The sequence below is a fragment of the Lysobacter daejeonensis GH1-9 genome, from assembly GCF_000768355.1.
GTDB classification, from domain to species: domain Bacteria; phylum Pseudomonadota; class Gammaproteobacteria; order Xanthomonadales; family Xanthomonadaceae; genus Aerolutibacter; species Aerolutibacter daejeonensis.
Genome location: NZ_AVPU01000005.1, coordinates 105,423 through 131,308 on the forward strand (window position 1 = coordinate 105,423; position 25,886 = coordinate 131,308).

The window sequence follows — 25,886 nt, forward strand, 5'->3', positions numbered from 1 at the left end:
CGTCCATTCGGATGAAGCGATGAATGATGCCGTCCGCCCCAGCGCGCTCGCGCTGACGCCCCTGCTGCTGTTCCTCGCCCTGTTCTTCGGTGCGGGCCTGTATTTCACCGCACAGGGCGAAGCCATGGGTTTCTACCAACTGCGTGCGCCCGTGGCGATCCTGCCAGCGCTTGCACTGGGCGCGTGGCTGGCATGGCGCCGCGGGGTCCGTCCGATCGAAGCACTGCTCGCAGGCATGGGGCACGCCAACATCATGTTGATGTGCCTGGTGTTCCTGTTGGCGGGTGCCTTCGCCACCGTGTCCAAGGCCATCGGCGCCGTCGACGCCGTGGTGGCCATCGGCCTGGGCAGCCTGCCGCCCGCGTTGATCCTGCCGGGCCTGTTCCTGGTGGCGGGTTTCGTGGCACTGGCCATCGGCACCTCGATGGGCACCATCGCGGCGGTCGTGCCGATTGCACTGGGCGTGTCAGACGCTGCCGGCCTGGATGCGGGCCTGGTGCTGGGCGCTGTCGTGGGCGGTGCGATGTTCGGCGACAACCTCTCGGTGATCTCCGACACTACCATTGCCGCCACGCGCACCCAGGGATGTCGCATGCGCGACAAGTTCCGCGAGAACTTCAAGATCGCCCTGCCGGCCGCCATTGCCACGGTTGCGCTGATGGCCGTGCTGGGCGATACCGCGCCGGTCGCCCCACCCGACAGTGTTGCCAGCGGTTGGCTGGTGCTGCCCTATGTCGTCGTGCTGGGGCTGGCCCTGGCGGGCCTCAACGTGGTGCTGGTGCTGGCGATCGGCCTCGTGTTGTCGGGCCTGTCTGGCCTGTTCGTCGGCGACGGGTATGACCCGGTCACCTTTGCAGGCGACATCTACGCCGGTTTCGACAGCATGGTCGAGATCACCCTGCTGTCGATCCTGATCGGCGGCCTGGCGGAACTGATCAAAGTGACCGGTGGCTTGGCCTGGTTGGCACAGGTCATCGCGCGCTTTGCGCGGGGGCATACCGGCCGACGCTCGGGCGAGGCCAGCATCGCGGCACTCGCTGTTGGTGCGGATGCGCTCACCGCCAACAACACCGTGGCCATCCTGGTGGCTGGCAGCCTGGCCAAGGACATCGCCGAGCGCCATGACATCAGTCCACGTCGCAGCGCCAGCCTGCTGGACATCTTTTCCTGCGTCACCCAGGGGCTGTTGCCGTACGGTGCGCAGATCCTGCTGGCGGCGTCGCTGGCCGGGCTGTCGCCACTGGCGATTGCCGGCAAGGTCTACTACTGCTGGTTGCTCGTCGCAGCCGCTGTGGTCTTCATGATCCTGCCCTCGCGGCATGGGGCCGCTGCGTCGGACTCGCCAGCGCGTCCCTGACACTCCCGGGACAAGGAGGTTGCCGGAAGGGAAGGGCGCCAGTGAGGGCAGTGCGCCCCCTCGCGCCCAGTTTCAAGAAGTAGGGGCGCCCGCAGGCGCCCCTCGTGCTGTAACCCTTGTGTGGCTCCCCAGTCCGGGTCGGCTGTCTCAGTCGCGGGACTGCAGTTTCGACAACAGGCGCAGGATCTCAAGGTACAGCCACACCAGCGTCACCAGCAGGCCGAACGCGGCATACCACTCCATGTACTTCGGCGCACGCTGCTCCACGCCGCTTTCGATGAAGTCGAAGTCCAGCACCAGGTTCAACGCAGCGATCACCACCACGAAGCCGGAAAAGGCGATGCCCATCAGGCCGCTGTCGTGGATGAACGGCATCGACTTGCCAAAGAAGCCCATTCCGATGTTGACCAGATAGAGCAGGGCGATGCCGCCCGTGGCGGCGACCACACCCAGTTTGAAGTTCTCGGTGGCCTTGATCAGGCCGCTGCGGTACGCCATCAGCAGTGCCGCCAACGTGCCGAAGGTCAGGCCCACCGCCTGCATCACGATGCCCGGGAACTTCAGCTCGAACATGGCCGAGATCGCGCCGATGAAAAGGCCTTCCAGTGCCGCGTACAGCGGGGCGGTGACCGGCGCCCAGGTCTTCTTGAAGATCGTCACCAGCGAGATGACGAAACCGCCCAGCCCACCGACGAGCACGTAGGGCAGCAGATTGGCGGTGCCGTTGCTGTTGAAGAACAGCGACCAGGTGTACAGCGCGCCGGCCAGGGTCAGCACCAGCAGGAACGCGGTCTTGTTGACCGTGCCGTTCAGGGACATCGTGTCCTGGGCGCCCGTGACGACGCTGCCGGTGCCGAGGTCGAGGAACGTGCTGTCCTTCAAAGCGGGATTTCCACTGCGCATGTTGGCTCCTTGTTTGCCTTGCGGCGATCCAGCCGCGAGCATACAGGCGGGGCGACCGGGCGAGGGCCGGAAATCGCGCATTGACAGCCCGCCCGGCGCAGCCGAGAATAGTCGACCTTTCGCGGCGCTGGCGCGCTTCGGAAGACTGGCCCGGGGCATAGCGCAGTCTGGTAGCGCATCTGGTTTGGGACCAGAGGGTCGGGGGTTCGAATCCCTCTGCCCCGACCATTTGAGTTGCGCGCCTCGGCTAAGATGTCCGCCACGCGCCCGTAGCTCAACTGGATAGAGCACCGGCCTTCTAAGCCGGTGGTTGCAGGTTCGATTCCTGCCGGGCGCGCCAGAGTCGGCGGATCTGTTTCATGTGGTGGCTGTAGCTCAGCTGGTTAGAGTACTGGATTGTGATTCCAGATGTCGGGGGTTCGAGTCCCCTCAGCCACCCCACCTATTTGCGAAGTGAAAATTTTCTGGTAAAGTTTCGCTTCTAAGTTGTTCCGGGCCGTTAGCTCAGTTGGTAGAGCAGTTGACTCTTAATCAATAGGTCCAAGGTTCGAATCCTTGACGGCCCACCAATCCCGGAAAGGCACCTGGCAACAGGTGCCTTTTTCCTTTTCCGAAGCCCGCCTAGAATGGCGGCCCGGATGATCGGCAAGGTCCGGTCGACATTGCGAAAGTGGCGGAATTGGTAGACGCCCTGGATTTAGGTTCCAGTGCCGCAAGGCGTGCGGGTTCGAGTCCCGCCTTTCGCACCACGCCTCCTCAGTAATAAATAGCCCGCACCGCCCAAGCGAGCCGTCGCGAGGGAAAGCCGTTCCGTCGGCAGGCTTTTCCTCCTGCCCCATCCCCAAGCGAGCCGTCGCGAGGGAAGGTCGTTCCGTCGGCAGGCTCTTCCCTTCAGTCCCTCCCCAAGCGAGCTGTCCCTGGGTGGCGCTGCTGCGTCGCCAGGCGTACCCGTGCCCTTCGGAACGGTGGCAGCCCGGCCCGGAATCAGCCAAACTAGCAAGTTCGCAGGAACCCGTGGCGCGTTGGCGTGCCCGATCCTGACGCCAGATCAACAACATCGTGCCGCGGCGGGTGCCGTGGTTGCAGGAGTGGATATGCAAGTTTCGGTCGAATCGCTGGGCAACCTTGAACGCCGCCTCACCTTCACCCTCCCGGCCGATCGCTACGAGTCCGTCGTGGGCGGTCGCCTGAAGGAGATCCAGCGCGGTGCCAACCTCAAGGGCTTCCGCAAGGGCAAGGTGCCGGCCAGCGTGATCGAACAGCGCTTCGGACAGCAGGTGCGCGCCGAAGTGATGGACGGCCTGCTGCGCGAAACCTTCGGCAATGCCGTGCGCGACAACGCGCTGCAGATCGCCGGCAACCCGCAGATCGCGCCGGGCGAGGGCGAGATGAATTTCGTCGCCACCTTCGAGGTGGTGCCGGACTTCGGTGACGTGGACGTCGCCAAGCTCAACGTCGTGCGCCACACCGCCGAGGTCACCGACGCCGACATCGACACGATGCTCGACAACCTGCGCCTGCAGCGCCGTACCTGGAACAAGGTCGAGCGCGAGGCCAAGGACGGCGACCTGGTGGGTCTCGAGACCTTCTCGATGGTCGACGGCGAGCGCCTGCCCGCCGAGGGCGCCGAGCGTGGCGCCACCGCGATCGGTTCGGGCGTGATGTTCCCGGCCGTGGAAGCTGCCCTGGTTGGCATGAAGGCCGGTGACGAAAAGACCGTGGAAGTCGACTTCCCGGCTGACTGGCGCGTGCCGCAGTTCGCCGGCAAGAAGGTTGCCGTGACCCTGCAGGTGAAGGAAGTTTCCGAGCCGGTGCTGCCGGAGGTGGACGCGGGCTTCATCAAGAGCTTTGGCGTGAAGAGCGGCGATATCGAGCAGTTCCGCAAGGACATCCGCAGCAACCTGGAGCGTGAGCTCAAGGGTGCGCTGATGACCCGCCTGCGCCGCGAGGTTGGCGAGCAGCTGATCGCCGCCTACGCGCACGTTGAAATGCCGCCGAAGCTGGTCGAAGGCGAGGCCCGCGGCATGGCCGCGCAGGTGGTCGAGCAGGCCCAGCGTGCTGGCCGCAATGTCGGCGACGTGCCGGCCGACATGTACCAGAACTACCTGGAGGCCGCCCGCAAGCGTGTGCTGGTCGGCCTGTTGGTGGGTGAAGTGGCCCGCCGCAACGAGCTGCGACTGGACCCGAAGCGCGTTAACGAGACCCTGCAGCTGATCGCCTCGACCTACGAGGAGCCGCAGCAGGTCATCGAGCTGTACCGCAACGACCAGCAGCTGATGGCCGGCTTGCAGAACCGCGTGATGGAAGAGCAGGTGATCGACTGGATCGCCGAGCGCGCCCAGCACACCGAGCAGCCGATGTCGTTCAGCGAGGCGATCCGCCAGTAAGGTCTGAGCGGGCCGGGGGCAACCGCCGCCTGCCCGTCGTTGCTCCACCACCCGGCGCCTGCTGGGTGGCCGGGCAGGCGGGGTGCCCGCAAGGCGCCCCAGTCCTTGCCCACCGGCTGCCTGACCGTGGGCTGCCTCACATGCAAGGCACCACTTGCGCTTTCTTCCGATCGGCCCCAATTTGATCGGAACCGCCCCACAAGCCAGTCACAGGTGCCATTCAATGGATTACCGAACCCAAGCCCTGAACCTCGTCCCGATGGTGGTCGAACAGACCAGCCGCGGCGAGCGCGCGTATGACATCTATTCGCGCCTGCTGAAGGAGCGGGTGATCTTCCTCGTCGGCCCGATCGACGACTACATGGCCAACGTGATCGTGGCCCAGTTGCTGTTCCTCGAGGCCGAGAACCCTGAAAAGGACATCAGCCTTTACATCAACTCGCCGGGCGGTATCGTCACCGCGGGCATGGCCATCTACGACACCATGCAGTACATCAAGCCGGACGTGAGCACCATCTGCGTCGGCCAAGCCGCCTCGATGGGCGCGTTGCTGCTGGCCTCGGGCGCACCCGGCAAGCGTTACGCGCTGCCGAACTCACGCGTGATGATCCACCAGCCGCTGGGTGGTTTCCAGGGCCAGGCCACGGACATCGACATCCACGCCCGCGAGATCCTGTCGCTGAAGCAGCGCCTCAACGAGACCCTGTCCAAGCACACCGGCCAGCCGCTGGAGACCATCGCGCGCGACACCGAGCGCGACAACTTCAAGAGCGCCGAGGCGGCCCGCGACTACGGCCTGGTGGACCAGGTCCTGGAGCGCCGTCCCGACGAGTCGATCCAGGCAGGCTGATCCGCCGGCCCGCCACACGGAATGGATGGCACGGGACGCTTCCTCGCCAACCCGTCCCGCGGGACTTTCCACCGTTTTCCCGGCCCGGGAGCCGGCCCCTTGGCGGGCTGGGACGCTGTGCTATTCTCGGGCCGAAGCACCCTCCCGGCCCCCTCGAAAGGGCGGGGAAGGGGACTTGAGCAACAACAGGCAGAAGCATGAGCGACGAGCGACAAAGCCGCGGTACCGGCGACAGCAACAAGATCCTTTACTGCTCGTTCTGCGGTAAGAGCCAGCATGAGGTCCGCAAGCTGATCGCGGGCCCGAGCGTGTTCATCTGCGATGAATGCGTCGAACTCTGCAACGACATCATCCGCGAGGAGCTCGAGGAGAAGGCTCAGTCGGCGCGCAGCCACCTGCCCAAGCCCAAGGAGATCCTTGAGGTCCTCGACCAGTACGTGATCGGCCAGTCCCGCGCCAAGAAGACCCTGGCGGTGGCGGTCTACAACCACTACAAGCGCATCGAGAGCCGGCAGAAGAACGACGACGTCGAGCTGGCCAAGTCCAACATCCTGCTGGTGGGCCCGACCGGTTCGGGCAAGACGCTGTTGGCCGAGACGCTGGCGCGCATGCTCAACGTGCCGTTCACCATGGCCGACGCCACCACGCTGACCGAAGCCGGTTACGTGGGCGAGGACGTGGAAAACATCATCCAGAAGCTGTTGCAGAAGTGCGACTACGACGTCGACAAGGCGCAGCAGGGCATCGTCTACATCGACGAGATCGACAAGATTTCGCGCAAGAGCGACAACCCGTCCATCACCCGCGACGTGTCGGGCGAGGGCGTGCAGCAAGCGCTGCTGAAGCTGATCGAAGGCACCGTCGCCAGCGTGCCGCCGCAGGGCGGTCGCAAGCACCCGCAGCAGGAATTCCTGCAGGTCGACACGCGCAACATCCTGTTCATCGTCGGCGGCGCCTTCGCCGGCCTGGAAAAGGTTATCCAGCAGCGCAGCACCGAAGCCGGCGGGATTGGCTTTGGCGCCAAGGTCAAGAGCAGCGAGCGCAAGGTCGAGACCGGCAAGATCCTGGCCGAGGTCGAGCCCGAGGACCTGATCAAGTTCGGCCTGATCCCTGAGTTCGTCGGCCGCCTGCCGGTGGTCGCCACGCTGGAGGAACTGGACGAGACCGCACTGGTAAAGATCCTGACCGAGCCGAAGAACGCCATCACCAAGCAGTTCAAGAAGCTGTTCGAGATGGAAGGCGTGGAACTGGAGTTCCGTGCTGACGCGCTGACCGCGATCGCCCGCAAGGCACTCAAGCGCAAGACCGGCGCACGTGGCCTGCGCACCATCGTGGAAGGCGTGTTGCTGGACACCATGTACGACCTGCCGTCGCTGGAGAACGTCAGCAAGGTGGTGGTGGACGAGTCGGTGATTGACCACAAGACCGACCCATACCTGATCTACCAGACCCCGGTCGCCGCTCCCAAGGCTGCCTCCGCCGAGTAATCGGCGGCGCCCCGTGCCCTGAAAGGCGCGCGGGCTGGGCTCTACGTCAAACGGCCGCGCAATCTGCGCGGCCGTTTGCGTTTGTGGCTTGAACGCCGAATGCGCAAAACAGGCCTTCTGCGCCCATGGCTCATTGCGTGGGCTGCTGGGCCCAGTGGCCAGAAGCTGCAAATATCAATCTGGATGTGTGATTTGCTTCGCATTTGGCAAGGCACGGTTACGGTTGAAACAAATTAGATTGGATGCCCTATGGAGTTGGGGGCTGAGGGATCGAGGGGAGCCCATCATTCAATCTTCGGGGAAAACACAATGAAGCAACGCAAGCTCGTGCGCATGTTGGGGCTGGGCCTGGTGACCATGATGGCCGCCACCGCCACCGCCGCCAACGCCGCACAACCGGATCCGAACCGGGTCTTGGTCAAGTTCAAGCCGGGCGCCAAGGCTGCCGTGCAGCAGGCCCTGGCTTCGGCCGGTGGTCGTTTCCACTACACGTTCGACGGCCTGGATACCTTTGCCGTCACCGTGCCGGCGACCGCGCTCAAGGGTCTGCGCAACAACCCCAACGTCGAGTACATCGAGGCGGACGTGCCGCGCTATTCCAGCGCGCAGACCGTGCCGTACGGCATTGACAACGTGCAGGCCCGCGACGTGTGGGACGTCAATCGTGATGGCGCCATCGATGCGGGCGCGCCTACCGGCAGCGGTATGAAGGTCTGCGTCATCGACTCGGGCATCAATGCCAACCATGAGGATTTTGCCGGCATCTCCATGACCGGCTATCCGACTGGCTGGAACACCGACACCTGCGGTCACGGCACGCACGTCGCCGGCACCATCGCTGCTGCCAACAATGCCACCGGCGTGGTCGGCGTCAGCCCGGGCAAGGTCTCGCTGCACATCATCAAGGTGTTCAGCGGCAGCAGCTGCGCCTGGACGTACAGCTCGACGCTCCTCGATGCCGCCAACCGCTGCCAGACCGCAGGCGCCAAGGTCATCAGCATGAGCCTGGGTGGCGGCGGCAAGTCGATGACCGAGCAGCGCGGTTTCGACAAGCTCAACACCGCGGGCATCCTCAGCATCGCGGCGGCCGGCAACGACGGCAACACCACGTTGTCGTACCCCGCCTCGTACGCGAGCGTGATGTCGGTGGCGGCGGTGGACCAGAGCAACGCACATGCGAGCTTCTCGCAGTACAACAGCGCGGTCGACATCGCGGCGCCGGGCGTGGGCGTGCTCAGCACCTATCCCATCACCTACTTCCCGCTGCAGGTCGGCAGCCAGTCGTTCGCGCAGGTCCCGGTGACGGGCGGTGCCGCGGCGGCGGTGACCAGCAACATCGTCGACGGTGGCCGTTGCGCCGCGGCCGGCGCCTGGAGCGGCAAGGTCGTGCTGTGCGAGCGTGGCGACATCAGCTTCCTGCAGAAGACCGACAATGTCATCGCCGGCGGCGGCGTGGGCGTGGTGATCTACAACAACACCACCGGTGAGCTGCACGCGACGCTGGGCGATGGCGTGACCCGCAACATCCCCGCCGTGGGCATCACCCAGGCCGACGGCCAGGCGATCGTGGCCGGCCTCCTGGGCCAGACCACCGTGGTGGACGGCGCGCCGCACACGACCAACACCGGCTACACGGCGATGGACGGCACCTCGATGGCGACCCCGCACGTCTCGGGTGTTGCTGCCGTGGTGTGGAGCGCCGCGCCGACCAAGACCAACGCGCAGGTTCGCGATGCGCTGCTGGTCACCGCCCAGGACATCGACGCCGTCGGCTTCGACAACAAGACGGGCTGGGGCCTGGTCCAGGCGGCTGCCGCCATCGTTGAACTGAAGAAGTAAGCCGCGGATTCCACCCAGCCCGTGCACACGGGCGGGACACCGGATCCGCACCGAAAGGCCCGTGCGCAGTCACGGGCCTTTCCTTTTGCCTGAGCTTGGGCCGACTGAACGCGGGGTGGCAGGCGCTGCCATGGTTAAGTGGTTGATCAGTAGCGTTTTTTTTCGGGAATGACACAAAGTGAACAACCACGCTTGCATCATGCGGGTCGCAGCCCCATAAACGACTCAAAGGCCAGTTGCTGGCCTGCCGTTCACCGCCGGGTCCATGCCCGGCGTCTTACATGGAGTCGCCATGACCACTTCCCCCGCCCACGAACCACTCGACCTGCCGGTGCTGCCGCTGCGCGACGTCGTCGTGTTCCCGCACATGGTCATTCCGCTGTTCGTGGGCCGCGACAAGTCGATCAAGGCCCTCGACATGGCCATGGAGGCTGACAAGCGCATCCTGTTGGTGGCGCAGAAGGCCGCCGAGACCGACGACCCGGGCGCGGATGACCTGCACCGCGTTGGCACGCTCGCGCACGTACTGCAGCTGCTGAAACTGCCCGATGGCACCATCAAGGTGCTGGTCGAAGGCGTGTCCCGTGTGGCGGTTGACGCCGTCAGCGAGACCGACGGCACACTCACCGGTCGCGCGCACGAAGTCGCGCCCGAGACCGACCGTCCTGAACGCGAGCTTGAGGCGATCGCGCGCTCGCTGATGGGCCTGTTCGAACAGTACGTCAAGACCAACCGCAAGCTACCGCCCGAGCTCATGCAGACCCTGCAGGGTATCGAGGAACCGGGTCGGTTGGCCGACACCATCGCCGCGCACCTGGGCGTGCGCCTGGTCGACAAGCAGAAGCTGCTGGAGACCCATGCCATCGGTGCGCGCCTGGAGCAGCTTGTCGGCCTGGTTGACGGCGAGATCGACGTGCAGCAGCTGGAGAAGCGCATCCGCGGCCGCGTGAAGTCGCAGATGGAGAAGAGCCAGCGCGAGTACTACCTCAACGAGCAGATGAAGGCGATCCAGAAGGAGCTCGGCGAGAGCGACGAGGCGCCCAACGACATCGATGAGCTCACCCGCAAGATCGCCGAGGCCGGCATGCCCAAGCCGGTGGAAACAAAGGCGAAGGCCGAGCTCAACAAGCTCAAGCAGATGTCGCCGATGTCGGCTGAAGCCGCCGTCGTGCGCAACTACCTCGACTGGCTGCTGGGCGTGCCGTGGAAGAAGCGCACCAAGATCCGCAAGGATCTCAAGGCCGCGCAGGACGTGCTCGACGCCGACCACTTTGGTCTGGAGAAGGTCAAGGAACGCATCCTCGAGTACCTCGCCGTGCAGTCGCGCGTGAGCAAGATGAAGGGCGCGATCCTGTGCCTGGTGGGTCCGCCGGGCGTGGGCAAGACCTCGCTGGGCCAGAGCATCGCCAAGGCCACCAACCGCAAGTTCGTGCGCATGTCACTGGGCGGCGTGCGCGACGAGGCGGAGATTCGTGGCCACCGCCGCACTTATGTCGGCTCGATGCCGGGCCGCATCGTGCAGAACCTCAACAAGGTTGGCAGCAAGAACCCGCTGTTCGTGCTCGACGAGATCGACAAGATGTCGATGGACTTCCGTGGCGACCCGTCGTCGGCGCTGCTGGAGGTGCTGGACCCCGAGCAGAACAACGCGTTCAACGACCATTACCTTGAGGTCGACCTGGACCTCAGCGAGGTGATGTTCGTCGCCACCTCCAACTCGCTCAACATCCCTGGACCGCTGCTGGATCGCATGGAAGTCATCCGCATCCCCGGTTACACCGAGGATGAGAAGCTCAACATCGCCATGCGCTACCTGCTGACCAAGCAGATCAAGGCCAATGGCCTGAAGCCTACCGAGCTGAAGGTGGAGGAGAGCGCGGTGCGCGACATCGTGCGCTACTACACGCGCGAATCCGGCGTGCGCAATCTCGAACGCGAGATCGCCAAGATCTGCCGCAAGGTGGTGAAGGAGATCGCGTTGGCTGGGCCGAAGGCGAAGAAGGCTGGCGCGGTCAAGGTCACGTCGAAGAACCTCGAGAAATACCTCGGCGTGCAGCGCTTCGACTTCGGCCGTGCCGAGGAGCAGAACGAGATTGGCCTGGTGACGGGGCTGGCGTGGACCGAAGTCGGCGGCGACTTGCTGCAGATCGAATCGACGCTGGTGCCGGGCAAGGGACAACTTCTGCTTACCGGCCAGTTGGGCGACGTGATGAAGGAGTCGGCATCCGCCGCGCTGTCGGTGGTGCGTGCGCGCACCGAGCGCCTGGGCATCGATCTCGACTTCCTGCAGAAGCAGGACGTGCACGTGCACGTACCCGAGGGCGCGACGCCGAAGGACGGCCCGAGTGCGGGCATCGCGATGGCCACGGCCCTGGTGTCGATGCTGACCAAGAATCCGGTCAAGGCCGACGTGGCGATGACCGGCGAGATCACCCTGCGCGGCAGGGTGCTGCCGATCGGTGGCCTGAAGGAAAAGCTGCTCGCCGCACTACGCGGCGGGATCCGCACGGTGGTTATCCCGGATGAGAACAAGAAGGACCTGGTCGACCTGCCCAAGGCGGTGACCCAGGGGCTGAAGATCATCCCCGTCCGCTGGATCGACGAAGTGCTCGACATCGCGCTGGAACGCCCTGTGGGGCCCGCCAAGCCACCGACCGGTGATAAGTCGGCGGGGGTGAAGCGCGCGCGCAAGTCAGGGACGCAGGCGAGCGTCAAGCACTGACGCCGCCTCTCGTCGCGAGCGAGAAAAAACCTCTGGAAGCCCCGTCGTTATTGGCTTTGCGGCTTGCGGGGGCAATATGCCGCTGGTATAACGGGCGCAACCGCGCATCCCTATGGCGTGGCAAGGTCGATCGGGGCCTGCACTGCCGAGGCAGGCAGCCCCGGTTCTCAAGAGAATGCGGTCACATCCGCACACGGAGTCCAAAAGAATGAACAAGGCCGAATTTGTTGCTGCTGTCGCTGACGCTGCCGAGCTGTCCAAGACCGACGCCGCCAGCGCTGTCGACGCAGTCATCAGCGTGATCACCAAGACCCTGAAGAAGGGTGAGACTGTCACGCTGGTTGGCTTCGGCACCTTCGAAGTCCGCAAGCGCGCCGCCCGCCAGGGCCGCAACCCGAAGACGGGCGAAACCATCAAGATCAAGGCTTCGAAGAATCCGTCGTTCAAGGCTGGCAAGGCGCTGAAGGACGCTGTAAACTAAGCGGCTCGCTGACCGGGCATGGTCCGGTCAGTCAGTTGGGTGCTTAGCTCAGCGGTAGAGCGTCTCCTTTACACGGAGAGGGTCGGGGGTTCGAAACCCTCAGCACCCACCACAGCATCCGAAAGGATTTTTGCAAAAAATTCTGAATCGGGCTCTTCCCAAATCAGAAAAAGTACTGCAGAATATTGGTCTCAGGTTTGAAGCGCGGAGTGGTAGTTCAGTCGGTTAGAATGCTGGCCTGTCACGCCGGAGGTCGCGGGTTCGAGTCCCGTCCACTCCGCCAGTTTTGCCAAAGGCGCCCGCAAGGGCGCCTTTGTTTTTGTGTCACGTAACCTAACGTGGCCTCGGCGCAGACTCACGATCGAGGTCACCTCAATTATGGCCCGGGACTTAGGGGTATTCGTGGTGACCCGGCCGGGGGTCTGAGTCTTTCGGCGCGGCCGTTCTCTATTCGGGACGTACAGCCGACCATGCCGCTACGTGCCCAGCAAGACTTGCGGCAAACGCCGTCAGGCCGGTCGTGGGAGACATGCTGCCAAAAGCACCGTCGATGAGCGCTTCCCGCGGCGAGGTCAGCACGCTTGCCTGCGTATAGAGTTGCTCGCGCATCAGTCGCTGGCACAGCACGTCGTAGCGTCCCAAGTAGGAGGCCCCTTGGAACTCTGGGAACACTCGGAAATGGGGAGAGCGATCTCGCACGGGCGTGCGAGATTTGACGCAATCCTCGACCAGAATCAACCACCCTAGGAAGGGGCGTGGTTGTTCTCCAAGCGCACCCTCACGAATAGTCGTCCATAGGTCGTGTGCTGTGCCGATGGCTTCTTCAGTGCGGTTATTGAAGTTGTTCCCGAATGAGGGGCCAACCTGACTTTTGAGTTCAATTGCGGCGACCAACGCTCCTCGATCGATTACAAGCACATCCCACAGCTTGGTCGGACGGAAGTACCCAGGCAAGGTCAGCAACGGACGACTCGCAGTGTGAATCTGGGCATGGGGCAATCCGTTGCGACGTACTAGCTCTTCGACAATCGCCAAGAACCCGTCCATGTTCTTCCCGCCCAGCACGCTAGTACGTTCGCCTCCTTGACTGCCTTCGCCCACGCGCAGCGACTTGCTGCGCCCTGTCCAGAAATGCCGAATGCCCACTCGTGCAAGTGCTTCGTGCTCTGCCAAATCCAGTGCCATGTATTCTCCCTCGTCAGGCCGACGTGACTAGCGCGCGCTCGGCTTCGCTTAATCCGTACAACTCGAAAGTTGCCCTGTTGGCGGCCTCGTAGTCGCCAGAAATTGCCGCTGCACGTAGCGATTTACGCAGATGTCGCGGTACATCGTTCCAAGACGGCACGCGTATCCGGCGCAGGTACTGCGCTTGGAACCGCAGAAAACCCCCACGCATACTCGTGGAGTAAGTTGCAACGAACAACCGTGCAATGCCCGACAGCAGTACCGCCTGAAGCGCACGCAGGTCCCAATCCCTTGCGGTGATGTAATACAGGTTGTGGTGCGGGTAAAACTCGCCATGCTCGTACACCACATGCGCGTCTCCCTTGATATCAGGAATCAGTAGCTTTGGTGTAGAAGCTAAGTCCGGATTGATTCGATCGATCGTGCGAAACCAACGCGCGGGATTCTTCTTCGCGACATTGCGTGCTTTGATCGCTTTGGCATGCTTTTTCAGATATGCGGCAAACAACGGGTATCGCTCTAGATCGACCATCCGGCCGTCGGCTTCAAAGGGGTTGAGAACGCCCATTCCGTGCCATTTGACGGACCCGCTGCGCAGGTCTTGGGTTCGCACCAGCGGCAGCTTGCGTGATTGCTCCACATCCAACGCAGCCATAGAGCCGATATAAACGCCATCATTCCCAGTGGCTACGCCGATACCGACCTTGCAGCCCGCGCCCTCCAGGGTGGGTAAGGCGGCCTCCAAACGACGCACCAGCGCCAAGCGATCAGGCTCGTGAAGGATCCACGGTTCAGCACCGTTCACCACACCTTGCATGCTCACCACGCCTGACGCTTTGTTGAGCTTGGCTGCGGTCATGGCGCGCGCCAGCGAGGCGAGTGCGGCGACTTCGATCGCGGGTTTGTAGGCCACGCGGGTGAACGACCGCTTGGCCTTGGGCGTTGGGCGCTCGATAACCGTGATAGCCGGGTAGGTCATCACATCCGTCAAAAAAGCGGGGGTGTCTACAAGGTCCACGAAATGAGTCAGGGCAAAGTCGTCAGCGATCATGGCCCTGAGTGGCCCACCGTACTTGTTCTTGGTCCAGCGGTCAGTGCAAATAAAACCGAGTCGCCCCCCTTGCGTCAGCGAGCCCAAGCACCGCTCAAAAAACGGCACGTAAAGGTCGGCGCGATCATAGAGCGTGCGAAAACGGGCGCGATATTCTGTTAGCAGCGGCGCGGGGATCAGTTCTTGGCGGACATAAGGTGGGTTACCGACCACAAAGTCGAAATTGCCCTCCAGTGGCGCCAAGAGGAAATCGCCGCCCACTAGCCAACGCTTGGCCAATGTGTGTGCCGCTGGCTTGCTGATGCCCAAACCGACCAATTCAGCAATCACGGCCGCGCGACCGGTAGCTAGGCTGTCTGGGTGGACTTCAAACGCGAGCACGGCAGATGCGAGGGAATTGGCTGCCTCTGCTAGGGAGCCTCCGTGCCCCACGAAGGAGCGTACTAGTCGGCCGATTGCCGGCAGCAGAAAATCGGCATGGCCGGCGGCGGGCTCTAGGAGGCGCAGGGACCATAGCTGCCGGTCCTGGGTGTAGCCCACCAAGTCCAAGATGAAGTCCACAACCTCGCGCCGGGTGAAGACTGCGCCGCGCTCGTCAGTGCCGGCATTTGAGAATTGGCGGGCTGCTTCGCTTACGTCGTCGGACAAGTTGCCGGTAATGCCGACATTTTCAAAGTTCACGGGAGGGGAGATCTCAGGTGGCGTACAGGGAGGGCGGGTCCCGAAATGGAAACACTATCCGGTCGCGGAGTGTGCGACCAGCGCGGCTGCCAGATCTCAAGGAGCTGGTTGCATTTTTTTGGGTCACAAGTATGGTTAATATATTGAATTAATTGATATTTCTTCACTTTGACAGCTCCTGTCAGCGGTGTTGGCAGGCGTGCTCTTGACGCCATTGTTGATTTTTTTGGGACGCCGGCAGGCCAAGGCAGGCCGTAACAACGCCTTTTGCACCGCGCCAAATTCCGCGGTTCAGGCGGGTTACACTCTCCCGCTTCCGTATCCATCGTTCCCGGACATGCTGCAAACACTCCGCGACAAGACTTCCGGCTGGTTCGCCACCATCATCCTCGGCCTGCTGATCGTTCCCTTTGCCCTGTTCGGCTTGCAGGACTACATGGTGCAGCGCACCGACGACGCCGTGGCCAAGGTCGACGTCCCGCCCACTTGGTGGGCCAGCGCACCGGCCTGGTGGCCTGCTTCGATGCTGTGGCATCACGACAAGATCACGTCCGAAGAATTCCGCACGCGTTTCGAGCAGGAGCGCCAGCGCCGCCGCCAGCAGGATGGCGAAGCGTTTGACGCCAAGGCATTCGAAAGCGTGGCCAACAAGCGCGAGATCCTTGAGTCGATGATCGACGAGAAGCTGCGCAGCATGGCGTCCGAACGCGCGGGCCTGGAAGTCAGCGATGCGCAGGTGCGCAAGGCGATCCAGGATGTCCCGGCGTTCCAGGTGGACGGCAAGTTCAATGCCCAGCGATACCAGCTGGCGCTGGCATCCGGCGTGCCGCCGCAATCGCCGCGCCAGTTCGAGGACACCGTGCGCGACAGCCTGCGCCAGTCGCTGGTGGTCGCTGGCATCGCGCAGAGCAATTTCGTCACCGATGCCGAACTCGACCGCCTGATGCGTGCGTTGGGTGAAACCCGCGATGCCAGCGTGCTGATGATGCCGCCGCCGGCACCGGATGCCGCGCCGGTGACCGATGCCGAAATCAAGTCCTGGTACGACGGCCACACCGCGAGTTTCCGCGCCAAGGAAATGGTGAGCCTGGAATATGTGGTGCTGGACGGTGCTTCGTTGCCGCCCCCGCCGCCGGCCGACGAGGCCACGCTCCGCCAGCGCTACGAGCAGGAGAAGGGCAAGTTCGCGGCGGCCGAGGAGCGCCTTGCTTCGCACATCCTGGTGCAGGTCGCCGAAGGCGCCGACGCCGCCACGCAGAAGGCCGCCGAGGCCAAGGCCACCAAGCTGGCCGCCGAGGCCAAGGCCGCGGGTGCGGACTTTGCCGCCATTGCGCGCGCCAACAGCGACGACACGGGTTCGAAGGCCACCGGCGGTGAGCTGGGTTGGGTGTCGAAGGGCATGATGGACCCCGGCTTCGAGGAGGCACTGTTCTCGATGAAGGCCGGTGAGATCAGCGGCCCGGTGAAGTCGGCGTTCGGCTGGCACGTGATCCAGCTGCGCGAGGTGAAGGGCAGTGCGCAGCAGCCGTTCGAAGCCGTCCGTGACGCGCTGGCTGCCGAGCAGGCGCAGGCGGATCGCGAGCGCGCGTTCAACGATTTGTCCACGCGTTTGGTCGACCTGGTCTACAAGAACCCGTCGGCACTGGCGCCGGCCGCACGCGACGTGGGGCTGCCGTTGCAGACGATCGGTCCGGTCGCGCGCGATTCCAGCGAGGGGATCTTCGCCAATGCGGCGGTCAAGCGCGCGGCGTTCTCCGAGGTGCTGGTACAGGATGGCACCGTGAGTGATCCGATCGAGATCGGGCCCAACAACAGTGTGCTCATCCGCGTGACCAACCACACTCCGGAGCGGGCCTTGCCGCTGGCGCAGGTGCGCGAGCAGGTGATCGCAGCCATTCGTGTGGACCGCGCGCAGAAGGCGGCGCTGAAGGAGGCCGAGGCCCTGGTGGCACGCATTGCCGCTGGCGAGACCCTGGAGGCCGTGGCGGCTTCGAAGCAATTGGCCGTGCAGACGCTGCCGGGCCTGCGTCGTGGCATGCCGATCCCGGACGCGAAGGTCGTCGCGGACATCTTCGCGGCCAAGGCGCCTGCCGGCGGTGCGCCGACGCCGGGCAAGGTCGCGCTCGACGACGGCCGCATCGCGCTGTTCGCGGTGCAGGCGGTGAAGCCGGGCAACCCGGCCGAGGCATCACCGCAGGAGCGCGCGATGCTGCGCCAGCAGCTGTCGCAGGCGCACGGCATGAGCGACGTGGACGCGCTCTCGCGCCACCTGCGCAAGCAGATGAAGGTCACCGTGGTCGAGGCCAACCTCTGAGTTGGCTTGGCCCCACGCTCAAGCGTGAAGCATGACGAGTGGCCCGGCAGTGATGCCGGGCCATTTCATTTGCGGTAGCAGGCGGCGCCTGCAAAAACAAAGGCCCGCCATCTAGGCGGGCCTTTGTATCCGGCGACGGCAGCGAGGCCCGTCGCAAGGGGATCAGTCTTCGTCGCCGATGCCGGTCATGCCGAGGATGTTGTAACCCGAATCCACGTAGGTGACTTCGCCGGTGATGCCGCCGGCCAGGTCCGAGCACAGGAAGGCGGCGGTATTGCCGACGTCCTCGATGGTGACGGTGCGGCGCAGCGGGGCGTACTTCTCGAAGTGCCCCAGCATCTTGCGGAAGTTGGCGATGCCAGCGGCGGCCAGGGTCTTGATCGGGCCGGCCGAGATCGCGTTGACGCGGGTACCTTCCGGACCGAGGTTCAGTGCCAGATAGCGCACGGTGGCCTCGAGGCTGGCCTTGGCCACGCCCATCACGTTGTAGTTCTGCAGTGCACGCTCGGCCCCCAGGTAGCTCAGGGTGAGCACCGAGCCGTGGCGGTCCTTCATCATCGGGCGTGCGGCCTTGGCCAACGCGGCCAGCGAGTAGGCCGAGATGTCGTGCGCGATGGCGAAGTTCTCGCGGGTCAGGCCGTCCAGGAACTCGCCGTCGATGGCTTCGCGCGGGGCGTAGGCGATGGCGTGCACCAGGATGTCGAAGCCTTCCGGCCAGTGCTTGCCCAGTTCGCTGAAGCACTGTTCGATCTGCTCATCGGACGCGACGTCGAGCGGAATGACGATGTCCGAGCCGTTTTCCTTGGCGCAGTCCTCGACGCGCGACTTGAGCTTCTCGGTCTGGTAGGTGAACGCCAGTTCGGCGCCCTCGCGGCGCATCGCTTCGGCAATGCCGGTGGCGATGGAACGTTGGCTGGCGACGCCGGTGATGAGTGCACGCTTGCCTTGCAGGAAACCCATGGACTTACCTCTTAGTGGGGCGATGACCGTCAGCACGGTCGAGCAAAGGCTCTAGTTTGCCCTGCCGGCGGGTCGGGGGCTACCTATTCGCTGGCGTCTGGCGCCGAGGGGCCGGCCGTCGGGGCCAGGATGCGGCGCTCGGCGGCACGCAGGGGGCCAGCCGCATGGGCGGGATTGAGCCGGGCGAGCAGGTCCGGGTCCTGCCCGGCGCCGCGTGCCCATTCGCGAAGGTCGGTGGCGTCGTCGGGCAGGGTCACTTCGGCCAGGCGGAGCACCTCGCGGTCCATCGCGTCGCGCCACCGGTCGCGGTCGTCGGCCTGTTCCAGCAGGCACGACAGGGCGTGCAGCTTGCGTGGGTAGGCGCGGGTGATGTCGGGAATGCCTTCCAGTGCATCGGGATCGGCGGACGACGCCTTGTGGCCGCTCCGCTTCACCGCGCCGAGGATGCGGTGCTCACCGGCGTTGTACGCCATCACCACCAGCTGCCAATTGCCGCCGAACGTCCCATGCAGGGTCTTGAGGTAGCGCACGGCGGCCCGGGTGGAATCGACGGGGGAGAGGCGGCCGTCGTAGCCGGCGCGGATGGTCACGCGGTGGTGGCGCGCGGTCCGGGCGATCATCTGCCATAAGCCCGTGGGGCCCGCGGGGTTGCGCGCGGCGGGCTTGTAGCCGCTTTCGATGAAGGGAATCAGTGCATATTCGGTGGGCAGACGGGCGTCGCGCAGGGTGTCGACGACGTAGCCGAACAAGGGCAGTGCGTCGTCGCCGCGGTTTGCGAGTCGCTTGGGCGCGCTGGCGAAGTGCTGCTTCCAGCGTGCGCTGGCGCCGGGGGCACAGGTCTTGTCGGCCAGACCCTCGCGGAAATCCCGGTAAATGGCACTTCCGCTGATGGTGGCGGGCGGTGCCGACCTGGGCGTGCCGTCTGGGCCGTTCCCGGAGGGGGCGCCGGACATGGCCGGGGCCGCCCGAGTCGCCGCCATGGCCCCACACAGTACGACCATCAGGGCGCCGGCCACGGCGCGGCGGATGCGGCCCGGCCCCCTCATGCGGTGAATCCGTCCTTCCAGCGCCGCAGTTCGGCGAAGGTCTCCACTGCGTCGTGGGGTTCGCGGCCCAATCGCCGCGCCACCGCAGCCCCGATGGCGGGCGCGTCCGTGCGCAGGAACGGATTGCAGGCCCGTTCGCTGGCCAGCGTTGCCGGGAGCGTGGGCTGGCCCTGGTCGAGTTGGCTCCGGGCCTCGGCGGCGCGGCGCAGGAGGTCGGTATTGCCCGGGTCCACGGTCAGCGCGAACGCCGCGTTGGCGAGCGTGTATTCGTGGCCGCAACACACCTGGGTGGTGCTCGGCAGCGCGCTCAGTCGCGACAGGGAGGCGTGCATCTGCGCCGGAGTGCCTTCGAACATGCGCCCGCAGCCCAGGCTGAACAGCGTGTCGCCGCAGAACACCAGGCCATGGCCGTGGAAGGCGATGTGGCTGCGGGTGTGGCCGGGGATCTCCAGCACTTCGAACGTCCAGCTGGCCACGTCCACGCGCTCGCCATCGCCCACGCGCCGACTGGCGTGTGGAATACGTTCGTCCACCGGGGCGATGACGGGCAGGTCCGGCCAGTGCGCCAGAAGCTCGCGGGTGCCGCCAATGTGGTCGTGGTGGTGATGGGTAAGCAGCACGCCCGCCGGCTGCAGCCCGTCGGCGATGACCGCCAGTACCGGTGCCGCCTCGCCGGGGTCCACGAACAGCGCGCGGCCGGACTCGTCGGCAAGCGCCCAGATGTAGTTGTCGGCGAAGGCGGGCAAGGCGCGGAGCTGCATCAGCGGGGTCCTGGTGTGGGGCGGGGCTGCGCACGCGCGTCGCCTCCGCGGTCTAGACTGGGCGGCCACCCCCTCCCTGTGGACGCCCCGCCGACCATGCCTTTGCCCGCGCATTCACGTCAACCCGCGGACCGGGCTGGGTTGAACTGGTTCAGCACGCTGGATGGACAGGGGCTGTTGGCCGCGGAGTACCCGATCGGTTCCCTGGTACTCGCCGGCTGTCCGGCGCTGCCTTGGGCCTGGATTGGCGTGGCCGCAGCGGAGCCGCCGCCCAACGACAGCCGTCGCGGCTTGTTGCTGCACCGGCGCGACGAGGGATTCTCTGGCGCGGTGCGCTGTGGCCTGCCGCTGCCCCTGGCCAGCGAGTCGATGGGGGCATTGCTGGTGCAGCACGCGCTGGACGATGGCCTTGCTGTCGAGGAAACGCTGGGCGAATGCGAGCGCGTGCTGGCGCCCGGCGGGACGCTATGGCTGACAGCGCTCAACCCCTGGAGCCCTTACCGCATGCGTTGGGCGGGGGAGGGACTGCGCGCCCGGCATCCCGGCGCCTGGCAGGCCGCACTGCGCCGCGCGGGCTTCGCCTTCGATTCCGTCAGCCTGCAATGGCTGGGGCCGCGCTGGCGCGCCGCACATGGTGACGGTGGCATCGGCGCGGGGGACCGGTTGCGCGCTGGCATCGCACTGACCGTCAACAAGCGCGTGCGGGCACTCATCCCGCCTTCGCCGCTGCGGAAACTGCGTTGGCAGACGGGTCATCTGCGACCGTCCGAGCCAGTGCGACGCGAGCCGGCGATAATGGACCCATGACCCAATCTTCAAGAAAAGCCATTGAGGCGCACACCGATGGTGCCTGCCTTGGCAACCCCGGTCCCGGCGGCTGGGCCGCACTGCTTCGATACAAGGGCAAGGAGCGCGAGCTCAGCGGCGGCGAGCCCGACACCACCAACAACCGGATGGAGCTGATGGGCGCGATCATGGCGCTGGAGACGCTCACCGAGCCGTGCATCGTGACCCTGCAAACCGACTCGCAGTACGTGCGGCAAGGGATCACCGAGTGGATGAAGAACTGGGTCCGCCGCGGCTGGAAGACCGCCGGCGGCGACCCGGTCAAGAACCGCGACCTCTGGGAGCGGCTGCACGCCGCCACGCAACGCCACCAGATCGAGTGGAAGTGGGTGAAGGGGCATTCCGGTGATCCGGACAACGAGCGCGTGGATGTACTCGCGCGCGACCAGGCCATCCGCTTCAAGGCGCAGGCGGCCAAGCGCGCCTGAGCGCGGTGGTAACCTGTTCTCGCACCGCTGTTCCGTCTTTTTTCACCGGGTAACCACCGCCGCATGCGCCAGATCATCCTCGACACCGAAACCACCGGCCTGAACTGGAAGACCGGCAACCGGGTGGTGGAAATCGGCTGCGTGGAACTGGTGGAGCGCCGCCCGACGGGCAACCACTTCCACCGCTACCTGAAGCCCGATTGCGACTTCGAGCAGGGCGCGCAGGAAGTGACCGGGCTGACGTTGGAATTCCTGGCCGACAAGCCGGTATTCACCGACGTGGTGGACGAGTTCCTGGAGTTCATCCGCGGCGCCGAGTTGATCATCCACAACGCGGCCTTCGACGTCGGCTTCCTCGACAACGAGTTGGCGCTGGCGGGCGCGCAGTATGGGCGCATCCTCGACCACGCCACGGTGGAAGACACGCTGCTGATGGCCCGGCAGCGCTTCCCCGGCCAGCGCAATTCGCTGGACGCGTTGTGCAAGCGCCTCGGCGTGGACAACAGCCACCGCCAGTTGCACGGCGCGCTGCTCGATGCGCAGATCCTGTCGGACGTCTACATCGCGCTGACGTCGGGGCAGGGGGAGATCGGGTTCGACGAAGGGGCCAGTGCGGCGCAGGCGCAGGCCACGACCAGTTTCAAGGTGACGGCCCCGTCCGCGCGCCCGCGCGTTCAAGTGTCGGGCGACGAACTGGCCGCCCACGAGGCGCGGCTGGAGAAGCTGCGCAAGAAGGCCGGCAAGGCCGTGTGGGACGTGATGCTGGAAGAAGAGGCCGCGACAGCGGTCGCCTGAGGCGGAAAAGGGGCATTTGCGCGCTCCGCAAGACCGCTCAAGCAGGCGCCCCGAGGACGCATGCCTGGTCCGGACCGGCCGTCGCCCGCGGCGTATCAGTGGTTGCGCACCAGCACCACGGTGACGTTGTCCGAGCCGCCCCCGTCGAGGGCCGCTGCGATCAGGCTGTCCACGCACTCCTGTGCGCTGCAGTCATTGCGTGACAGCACCTGGGCGATGTTGCGGTCCTCGACCTCCTCGGTCAGGCCGTCGCTGCATAGCAGCAACTGCATCCCGGGGCGCAGCTCGCCGGTCATGGTCTCCACGTTGAGGCTGGTGGGGTCGGTCACCCCCAGCGCCTGCGTCACCACGTTGCGGTGCGGGTGGCTGCGCGCCTGTTCCTGGGTGAGCGCCCCGTTGGCGATCAGTTCCTGCACGTAGCTGTGGTCCTGCGACAGTTGCGCCAGGTTGCCCTCGCGCCACAGGTAGACGCGGCTGTCGCCCACCCACGCCACTTCGAACCGGTTGCCGTTCACCCGGGCCGCGACCACGGTGGTGCCCATGGGCAGCGCGTCGTTGCGCCGCCGCGAGGTGCGGATGATCTCCTCGTCGGCGATGCGGATGGCCTGGGCAAGCGGGGTGCCGTCGCGGACCTCGCGGACGATGGTCTCGCGGGCCAGGGCGCTGGCTACCTCCCCGTAGTCGTGGCCGCCCATGCCGTCGGCCACCAACCACAGCCCCAGCTCGCTGTCGCCGTAGTAGGTGTCCTCGTTGAGTTCGCGGCGAAGGCCGACGTGCGTCAGGTGTCCGAATTCGATCATGTCCAGTACGCGTGGTCGGGCTCTGCTGCCTATAACGCGATCATCATGCCCCGTCGGCCGCGAGGCAAGGGTGGCGACTGAATTGCCACCCCGGACCGGGGGGCAGGAAGGCTTCAGGCCGGTGTTACGCACACCGCCACGACCTTGTATTCCGGTGCCGACGTCACACAGTCACGCACGGGGCTTGTGACCTGGTTCAGGGCCCGCGCCGGGTCGTGGAAGCTGGCGAACAGCTGGCCAGGTGCGACGGCATCGGTGATTCGCAGCCGTAGTGCCGCCTGTCCATGCCGGCTTGCCACCCGGACCTGGGTGCCATCGTCCAGTCCGAGTTGCCCTGCGTCGTAGGGGTGCATGTCGAGCGTGTCGGTCGGGCGCAGCAACTGCTGGCCCGTGCGGCCGGTCATCGTGCCCACGTTGAACTGGTGCAGGTTGCGCCCCGTAGTGAGCAGGAACGGGAACTGAGCGGTGGTGTACTCGGTCGTCGGTTGGTAGTCGATGCGCTCCAGCACGGCACGTTTGCCATGAGCGAAATGCTCCGCGTGCAGCAAGGCGGTGCCGGGATCGTCAGGGCCACGGCAGGGCCATTGCAGCCCCTGCTGGTCGATCCGCGTGTAGTCGATGCCCGCCACTGCGGGCCAGGCCGAGCGGACCTCGTCCCACACGTCCTCGGCCCGGTGGCGGGAGAACCACGCGCCGCGGCCAAGCGCATTGACCAGTCGGCAGAGCGTTTCGGCGTCGCTACGCGCCTGACCGCGTGGCGTCAGTGCCTGTCGCACGCGCTGGATGCGGCGTTCGGAATTCATGAACGTGCCGTCCTTCTCGAAGCTGGACACGGCCGGGAGGAACACATGGCCAGACCTGCGCGCGGTTTCGTTCAGGAACAGGTCCTGGACGATGACCAGTTCCAGTCGTTCCAAGGATTTCGCGGTCTCGGTGGCGTTGGCCAGGCTGGCAAGAACGTCGAAGCCGATGACGTACAGGGCTTTCAGTGCGCCGCTGCGTGCGGCATCCATCATCTCCAGTACGTTCAGGCCGCGTGACCGGGGCAGAGGGACGCCCCAGGCCGTCTCAAAGCGCGCGCGCGCATCGGCCAGCCGCTGCGAACCAGTCAGTGTGCCGGGTTCGCAGCCCATGACCGCGGCCCCCTGCACGTTGTTCTGGCCGCGCAACGGGTTGATGCCCGTGCCCGCAAGGCCCAGGTTGCCGGTGAGCAAGGCAAGGTCGATCAGCGCCATCACGCCCTGCGTACCTTGCAGGTGCTCGGTCACCCCCAGGCCGTGCAGGCACATGGCCGGCCGTTCCTGGGCGTAGAGTCGCGCCGCGCGCCGGATGTCGTCGGCAGGCACGCCGCACAGTGCCGCTGCACGCTCCGGTGTCCAGGCTTGGATGAACGAAGCGAATGTCCCCAGGCCATCCACGCGGGCGTCGACGAACGCGTGATCGACCAGGTCTTCGGCCAGCAGTACGTGTGCCAGCGCGTTGAACAGCGGGACATTGGTGCCGGGCTGCGGGGCCAGGTGGATGTCGGCGATCCCGGCCAACCCCGTGCGGCGCGGGTCGATCACGATCAGGTGCGCGCCATGCTTCGCCCGCTGCCGTATGCGTGCACCCACCACCGGATGGTTCTCGAGTGGGTTGGCTCCCACGACGAGCAGGGTCCTGGCCTGCTCGATGTCGTCGAAGCTGTTGGTGCCCGCGCCCGTGCCCAGCATGTGCTTGAGCGCGGCGGCGCTGGGCGTATGGCAGACCCGCGCGCAGCAGTCGACGTTGTTGGTGCCGATCGCCACGCGCGCGAACTTCTGGATCAGGTAGTTCTCTTCGTTGGTCGCCCGCGCGGATCCGAGTACGCCCACCGCATCGGGACCGTGCTCGGATACGATGCGGCGCAGGCCTTCGGCTGCGAAGGCGATGGCCTGGTCCCAGGTAGCGCGCTGCCACTGCCCGTCGCGCCTCAGCATGGGCGCGCAAACGCGGTCGTCGGCGTCAACGTAGTCGTATGCGTAGCGCCCCTTGACGCAGAGGTGCCCTTTGTTCGACGGGCCATCGAGCGCCGGGCGGGTCGCCACGATGCGGTCGTCGGCGGTGCCGATGTCGAGCACGCAGCCAACGCCGCAGTACGGGCAGACGGTTCGCGTCCACGTCGTGGCGGGCGGTTCGCGCCAGGCCGATGCGTCGGTCAATGCGGCGGTGGGGCAGGTGTCGACGCAGGCGCCGCAACCCACGCATGGGCTTTCGGCCAACGGTACGCCGCCGCCGGTGGCCACGCGCAATGTCTCGCCGCGGCCGAATACATGCCAGACCGATTCGCCCTGGAGATCCTCGCAGATGCGCACGCAGCGGCGGCAGGCGATGCAGCGCTCCATGTCGACCCGGATATGCGGGTGAGACACGTCGATCGCTTCGGGAGGCGAGGCGTCGGCACGTGGCAGGATGTCGAACTCGCGCAGGGCCTGGTGCAGCGCCTTGTCGGGAAAGCGCTCCATTTCGTCGGGCGCGGCGCGGGTGGCAAGCTGCTCCAGCAAGTTGCGGCGGAATTCGTCCAGCGCGGCGCCATCCGTGCGTATCGAGCAACCATCCAGCAATGGTTCGCGACAGGCCGGGCGATGATGGGCGGGCAGGCCGGTGGCCGGTACGAGCTCGACCGCGCAAGCCCAGCATTCGCCTACGGGCGCGAGACGGTCGTCGTGACACAGCGTGGGCACTTTGATACCCGACATCCGCAAGGCCTGTAACACGGTAAGGCCTGCCGGAAACGAGAGTTCCCGGCCGTCGATCGCGACCCTGACCTGTGCGGCATCCATCGGTCTGACCTTTGGAGCGTCTTTGCGAAGTATGGCGCAGGTAATCGAAGCACGCTGACCGCAGGTCGTGCCATCGGCAATTTCGGTGTCTGCTCCCGCGCAGGGTGTCCGCCTCATCACGACGGCGTTGTAGCGGAGAGGGGCGGGCCAGTGCTGAAAAAGAAAAAGCCCCTGAAATCAGGGGCTTGATCT

Annotated in this window: 19 protein-coding genes and 7 tRNA genes; 18 read left to right on the top strand and 8 right to left on the bottom strand. The window is 65.4% G+C overall.

All coding sequences use genetic code 11. From position 1 onward, the window contains the following. Positions 1–19 precede the first annotated feature (19 nt). Entirely contained in the window at positions 20–1,357 is a 1,338-nt protein-coding gene (locus N800_RS04500; RefSeq protein ID WP_036135326.1) for a Na+/H+ antiporter NhaC family protein, read from the top strand. 147 nt (positions 1,358–1,504) lie between these two features. Here N800_RS04500 and N800_RS04505 read toward each other — a convergent pair whose 3' ends face one another. Continuing rightward, positions 1,505–2,260: a Bax inhibitor-1/YccA family protein gene (locus N800_RS04505; RefSeq protein ID WP_036135328.1), complete on the bottom strand. Its 756-nt coding sequence runs from the start codon at positions 2,258–2,260 to the stop codon at positions 1,505–1,507. Between the two features lie 151 nt (positions 2,261–2,411). On the opposite strand from N800_RS04505, the gene N800_RS04510 reads away from it, so the two are divergent. From N800_RS04510 to N800_RS04570, 13 genes are all read left to right on the top strand, one after another. Then, positions 2,412–2,488 (top strand) — tRNA-Pro (locus N800_RS04510). A 35-nt stretch (positions 2,489–2,523) separates the two neighbouring features. Next, a tRNA-Arg gene (locus N800_RS04515) sits at positions 2,524–2,600 on the top strand. A gap of 24 nt (positions 2,601–2,624) precedes the next feature. Further along, positions 2,625–2,701 (top strand) — tRNA-His (locus N800_RS04520). Between the two features lie 52 nt (positions 2,702–2,753). Next, positions 2,754–2,829 (top strand) — tRNA-Lys (locus N800_RS04525). 95 nt (positions 2,830–2,924) lie between these two features. After that, positions 2,925–3,009, top strand: a tRNA-Leu gene (locus tag N800_RS04530). Between the two features lie 345 nt (positions 3,010–3,354). Continuing rightward, positions 3,355–4,647: a trigger factor gene (gene tig, locus N800_RS04535; RefSeq protein ID WP_036135330.1), complete on the top strand. Its 1,293-nt coding sequence runs from the start codon at positions 3,355–3,357 to the stop codon at positions 4,645–4,647. Positions 4,648–4,870: 223 nt separating this feature from the next. Beyond that, positions 4,871–5,497 (top strand): ATP-dependent Clp endopeptidase proteolytic subunit ClpP, encoded by a 627-nt coding sequence (gene clpP, locus N800_RS04540; protein WP_036135331.1) that lies wholly within the window; start codon positions 4,871–4,873, stop codon positions 5,495–5,497. Positions 5,498–5,694: 197 nt separating this feature from the next. Next, entirely contained in the window at positions 5,695–6,984 is a 1,290-nt protein-coding gene (gene clpX, locus N800_RS04545; RefSeq protein WP_036135333.1) for an ATP-dependent Clp protease ATP-binding subunit ClpX, read from the top strand. A gap of 309 nt (positions 6,985–7,293) precedes the next feature. After that, complete coding sequence (locus tag N800_RS16430) at positions 7,294–8,823, top strand: S8 family serine peptidase (RefSeq protein ID WP_052107915.1); 1,530 nt, start codon at positions 7,294–7,296, stop codon at positions 8,821–8,823. Between the two features lie 292 nt (positions 8,824–9,115). Next, positions 9,116–11,545 (top strand): endopeptidase La, encoded by a 2,430-nt coding sequence (lon, locus tag N800_RS04555; protein ID WP_036135334.1) that lies wholly within the window; start codon positions 9,116–9,118, stop codon positions 11,543–11,545. A 208-nt stretch (positions 11,546–11,753) separates the two neighbouring features. Continuing rightward, on the top strand, positions 11,754–12,026 hold the full coding sequence (locus tag N800_RS04560; RefSeq protein WP_036135335.1) for an HU family DNA-binding protein: 273 nt from the start codon (positions 11,754–11,756) through the stop codon (positions 12,024–12,026). A gap of 37 nt (positions 12,027–12,063) precedes the next feature. Then, a tRNA-Val gene (locus tag N800_RS04565) sits at positions 12,064–12,138 on the top strand. Positions 12,139–12,232: 94 nt separating this feature from the next. After that, a tRNA-Asp gene (locus N800_RS04570) sits at positions 12,233–12,309 on the top strand. Positions 12,310–12,473: 164 nt separating this feature from the next. Here the strand turns inward: N800_RS04570 and N800_RS15565 are convergent. Then, a complete protein-coding gene (locus tag N800_RS15565) occupies positions 12,474–13,211 on the bottom strand; it encodes a PaeR7I family type II restriction endonuclease (RefSeq protein ID WP_084087200.1) in 738 nt (245 codons plus the stop codon). Positions 13,212–13,224: 13 nt separating this feature from the next. After that, on the bottom strand, positions 13,225–14,943 hold the full coding sequence (locus tag N800_RS04575) for an Eco57I restriction-modification methylase domain-containing protein (protein ID WP_036135336.1): 1,719 nt from the start codon (positions 14,941–14,943) through the stop codon (positions 13,225–13,227). Positions 14,944–15,280: 337 nt separating this feature from the next. On the opposite strand from N800_RS04575, the gene N800_RS04580 reads away from it, so the two are divergent. Continuing rightward, positions 15,281–17,257 carry a SurA N-terminal domain-containing protein gene (locus N800_RS04580; protein WP_036135338.1) on the top strand — a complete coding sequence of 659 codons (1,977 nt, stop codon included), beginning with the start codon at positions 15,281–15,283 and terminating at the stop codon, positions 17,255–17,257. A 162-nt stretch (positions 17,258–17,419) separates the two neighbouring features. Here the strand turns inward: N800_RS04580 and N800_RS04585 are convergent, their stop codons facing one another. The 3 genes from N800_RS04585 to gloB form a co-directional block, all read right to left on the bottom strand. Continuing rightward, positions 17,420–18,217, bottom strand: coding sequence for an enoyl-ACP reductase FabI (locus N800_RS04585; RefSeq protein WP_036135340.1), 798 nt, complete (start codon positions 18,215–18,217; stop codon positions 17,420–17,422). An 83-nt stretch (positions 18,218–18,300) separates the two neighbouring features. Further along, on the bottom strand, positions 18,301–19,170 hold the full coding sequence (locus N800_RS04590; protein ID WP_232227543.1) for a transglycosylase SLT domain-containing protein: 870 nt from the start codon (positions 19,168–19,170) through the stop codon (positions 18,301–18,303). An 89-nt stretch (positions 19,171–19,259) separates the two neighbouring features. Further along, positions 19,260–20,024 carry a hydroxyacylglutathione hydrolase gene (gene gloB, locus N800_RS04595; protein ID WP_036135341.1) on the bottom strand — a complete coding sequence of 255 codons (765 nt, stop codon included), beginning with the start codon at positions 20,022–20,024 and terminating at the stop codon, positions 19,260–19,262. Positions 20,025–20,165: 141 nt separating this feature from the next. On the opposite strand from gloB, the gene N800_RS04600 reads away from it, so the two are divergent. The 3 genes from N800_RS04600 to dnaQ all read left to right on the top strand — a co-directional run bounded on the left by N800_RS04600 (position 20,166) and on the right by dnaQ (position 22,093). Continuing rightward, positions 20,166–20,831 (top strand): class I SAM-dependent methyltransferase, encoded by a 666-nt coding sequence (locus tag N800_RS04600; RefSeq protein ID WP_052107918.1) that lies wholly within the window; start codon positions 20,166–20,168, stop codon positions 20,829–20,831. Then, positions 20,828–21,298, top strand: a complete 471-nt coding sequence (rnhA, locus tag N800_RS04605) for a ribonuclease HI (protein WP_036135342.1) — start codon at positions 20,828–20,830, stop codon at positions 21,296–21,298. Before N800_RS04600 ends, rnhA begins: the two co-directional genes overlap by 4 nt. 63 nt (positions 21,299–21,361) lie before the next feature. Next, positions 21,362–22,093 carry a DNA polymerase III subunit epsilon gene (gene dnaQ / locus N800_RS04610; RefSeq protein WP_036135343.1) on the top strand — a complete coding sequence of 244 codons (732 nt, stop codon included), beginning with the start codon at positions 21,362–21,364 and terminating at the stop codon, positions 22,091–22,093. A 95-nt stretch (positions 22,094–22,188) separates the two neighbouring features. On the opposite strand, the gene N800_RS04615 is transcribed toward dnaQ, so the two are convergent. Both N800_RS04615 and fdhF read right to left on the bottom strand, forming a co-directional pair. Continuing rightward, complete coding sequence (locus N800_RS04615; RefSeq protein WP_036135344.1) at positions 22,189–22,893, bottom strand: PP2C family protein-serine/threonine phosphatase; 705 nt, start codon at positions 22,891–22,893, stop codon at positions 22,189–22,191. Between the two features lie 113 nt (positions 22,894–23,006). Beyond that, positions 23,007–25,811, bottom strand: a complete 2,805-nt coding sequence (fdhF, locus tag N800_RS04620) for a formate dehydrogenase subunit alpha (protein ID WP_332257259.1) — start codon at positions 25,809–25,811, stop codon at positions 23,007–23,009. Positions 25,812–25,886: the final 75 nt, after the last annotated feature.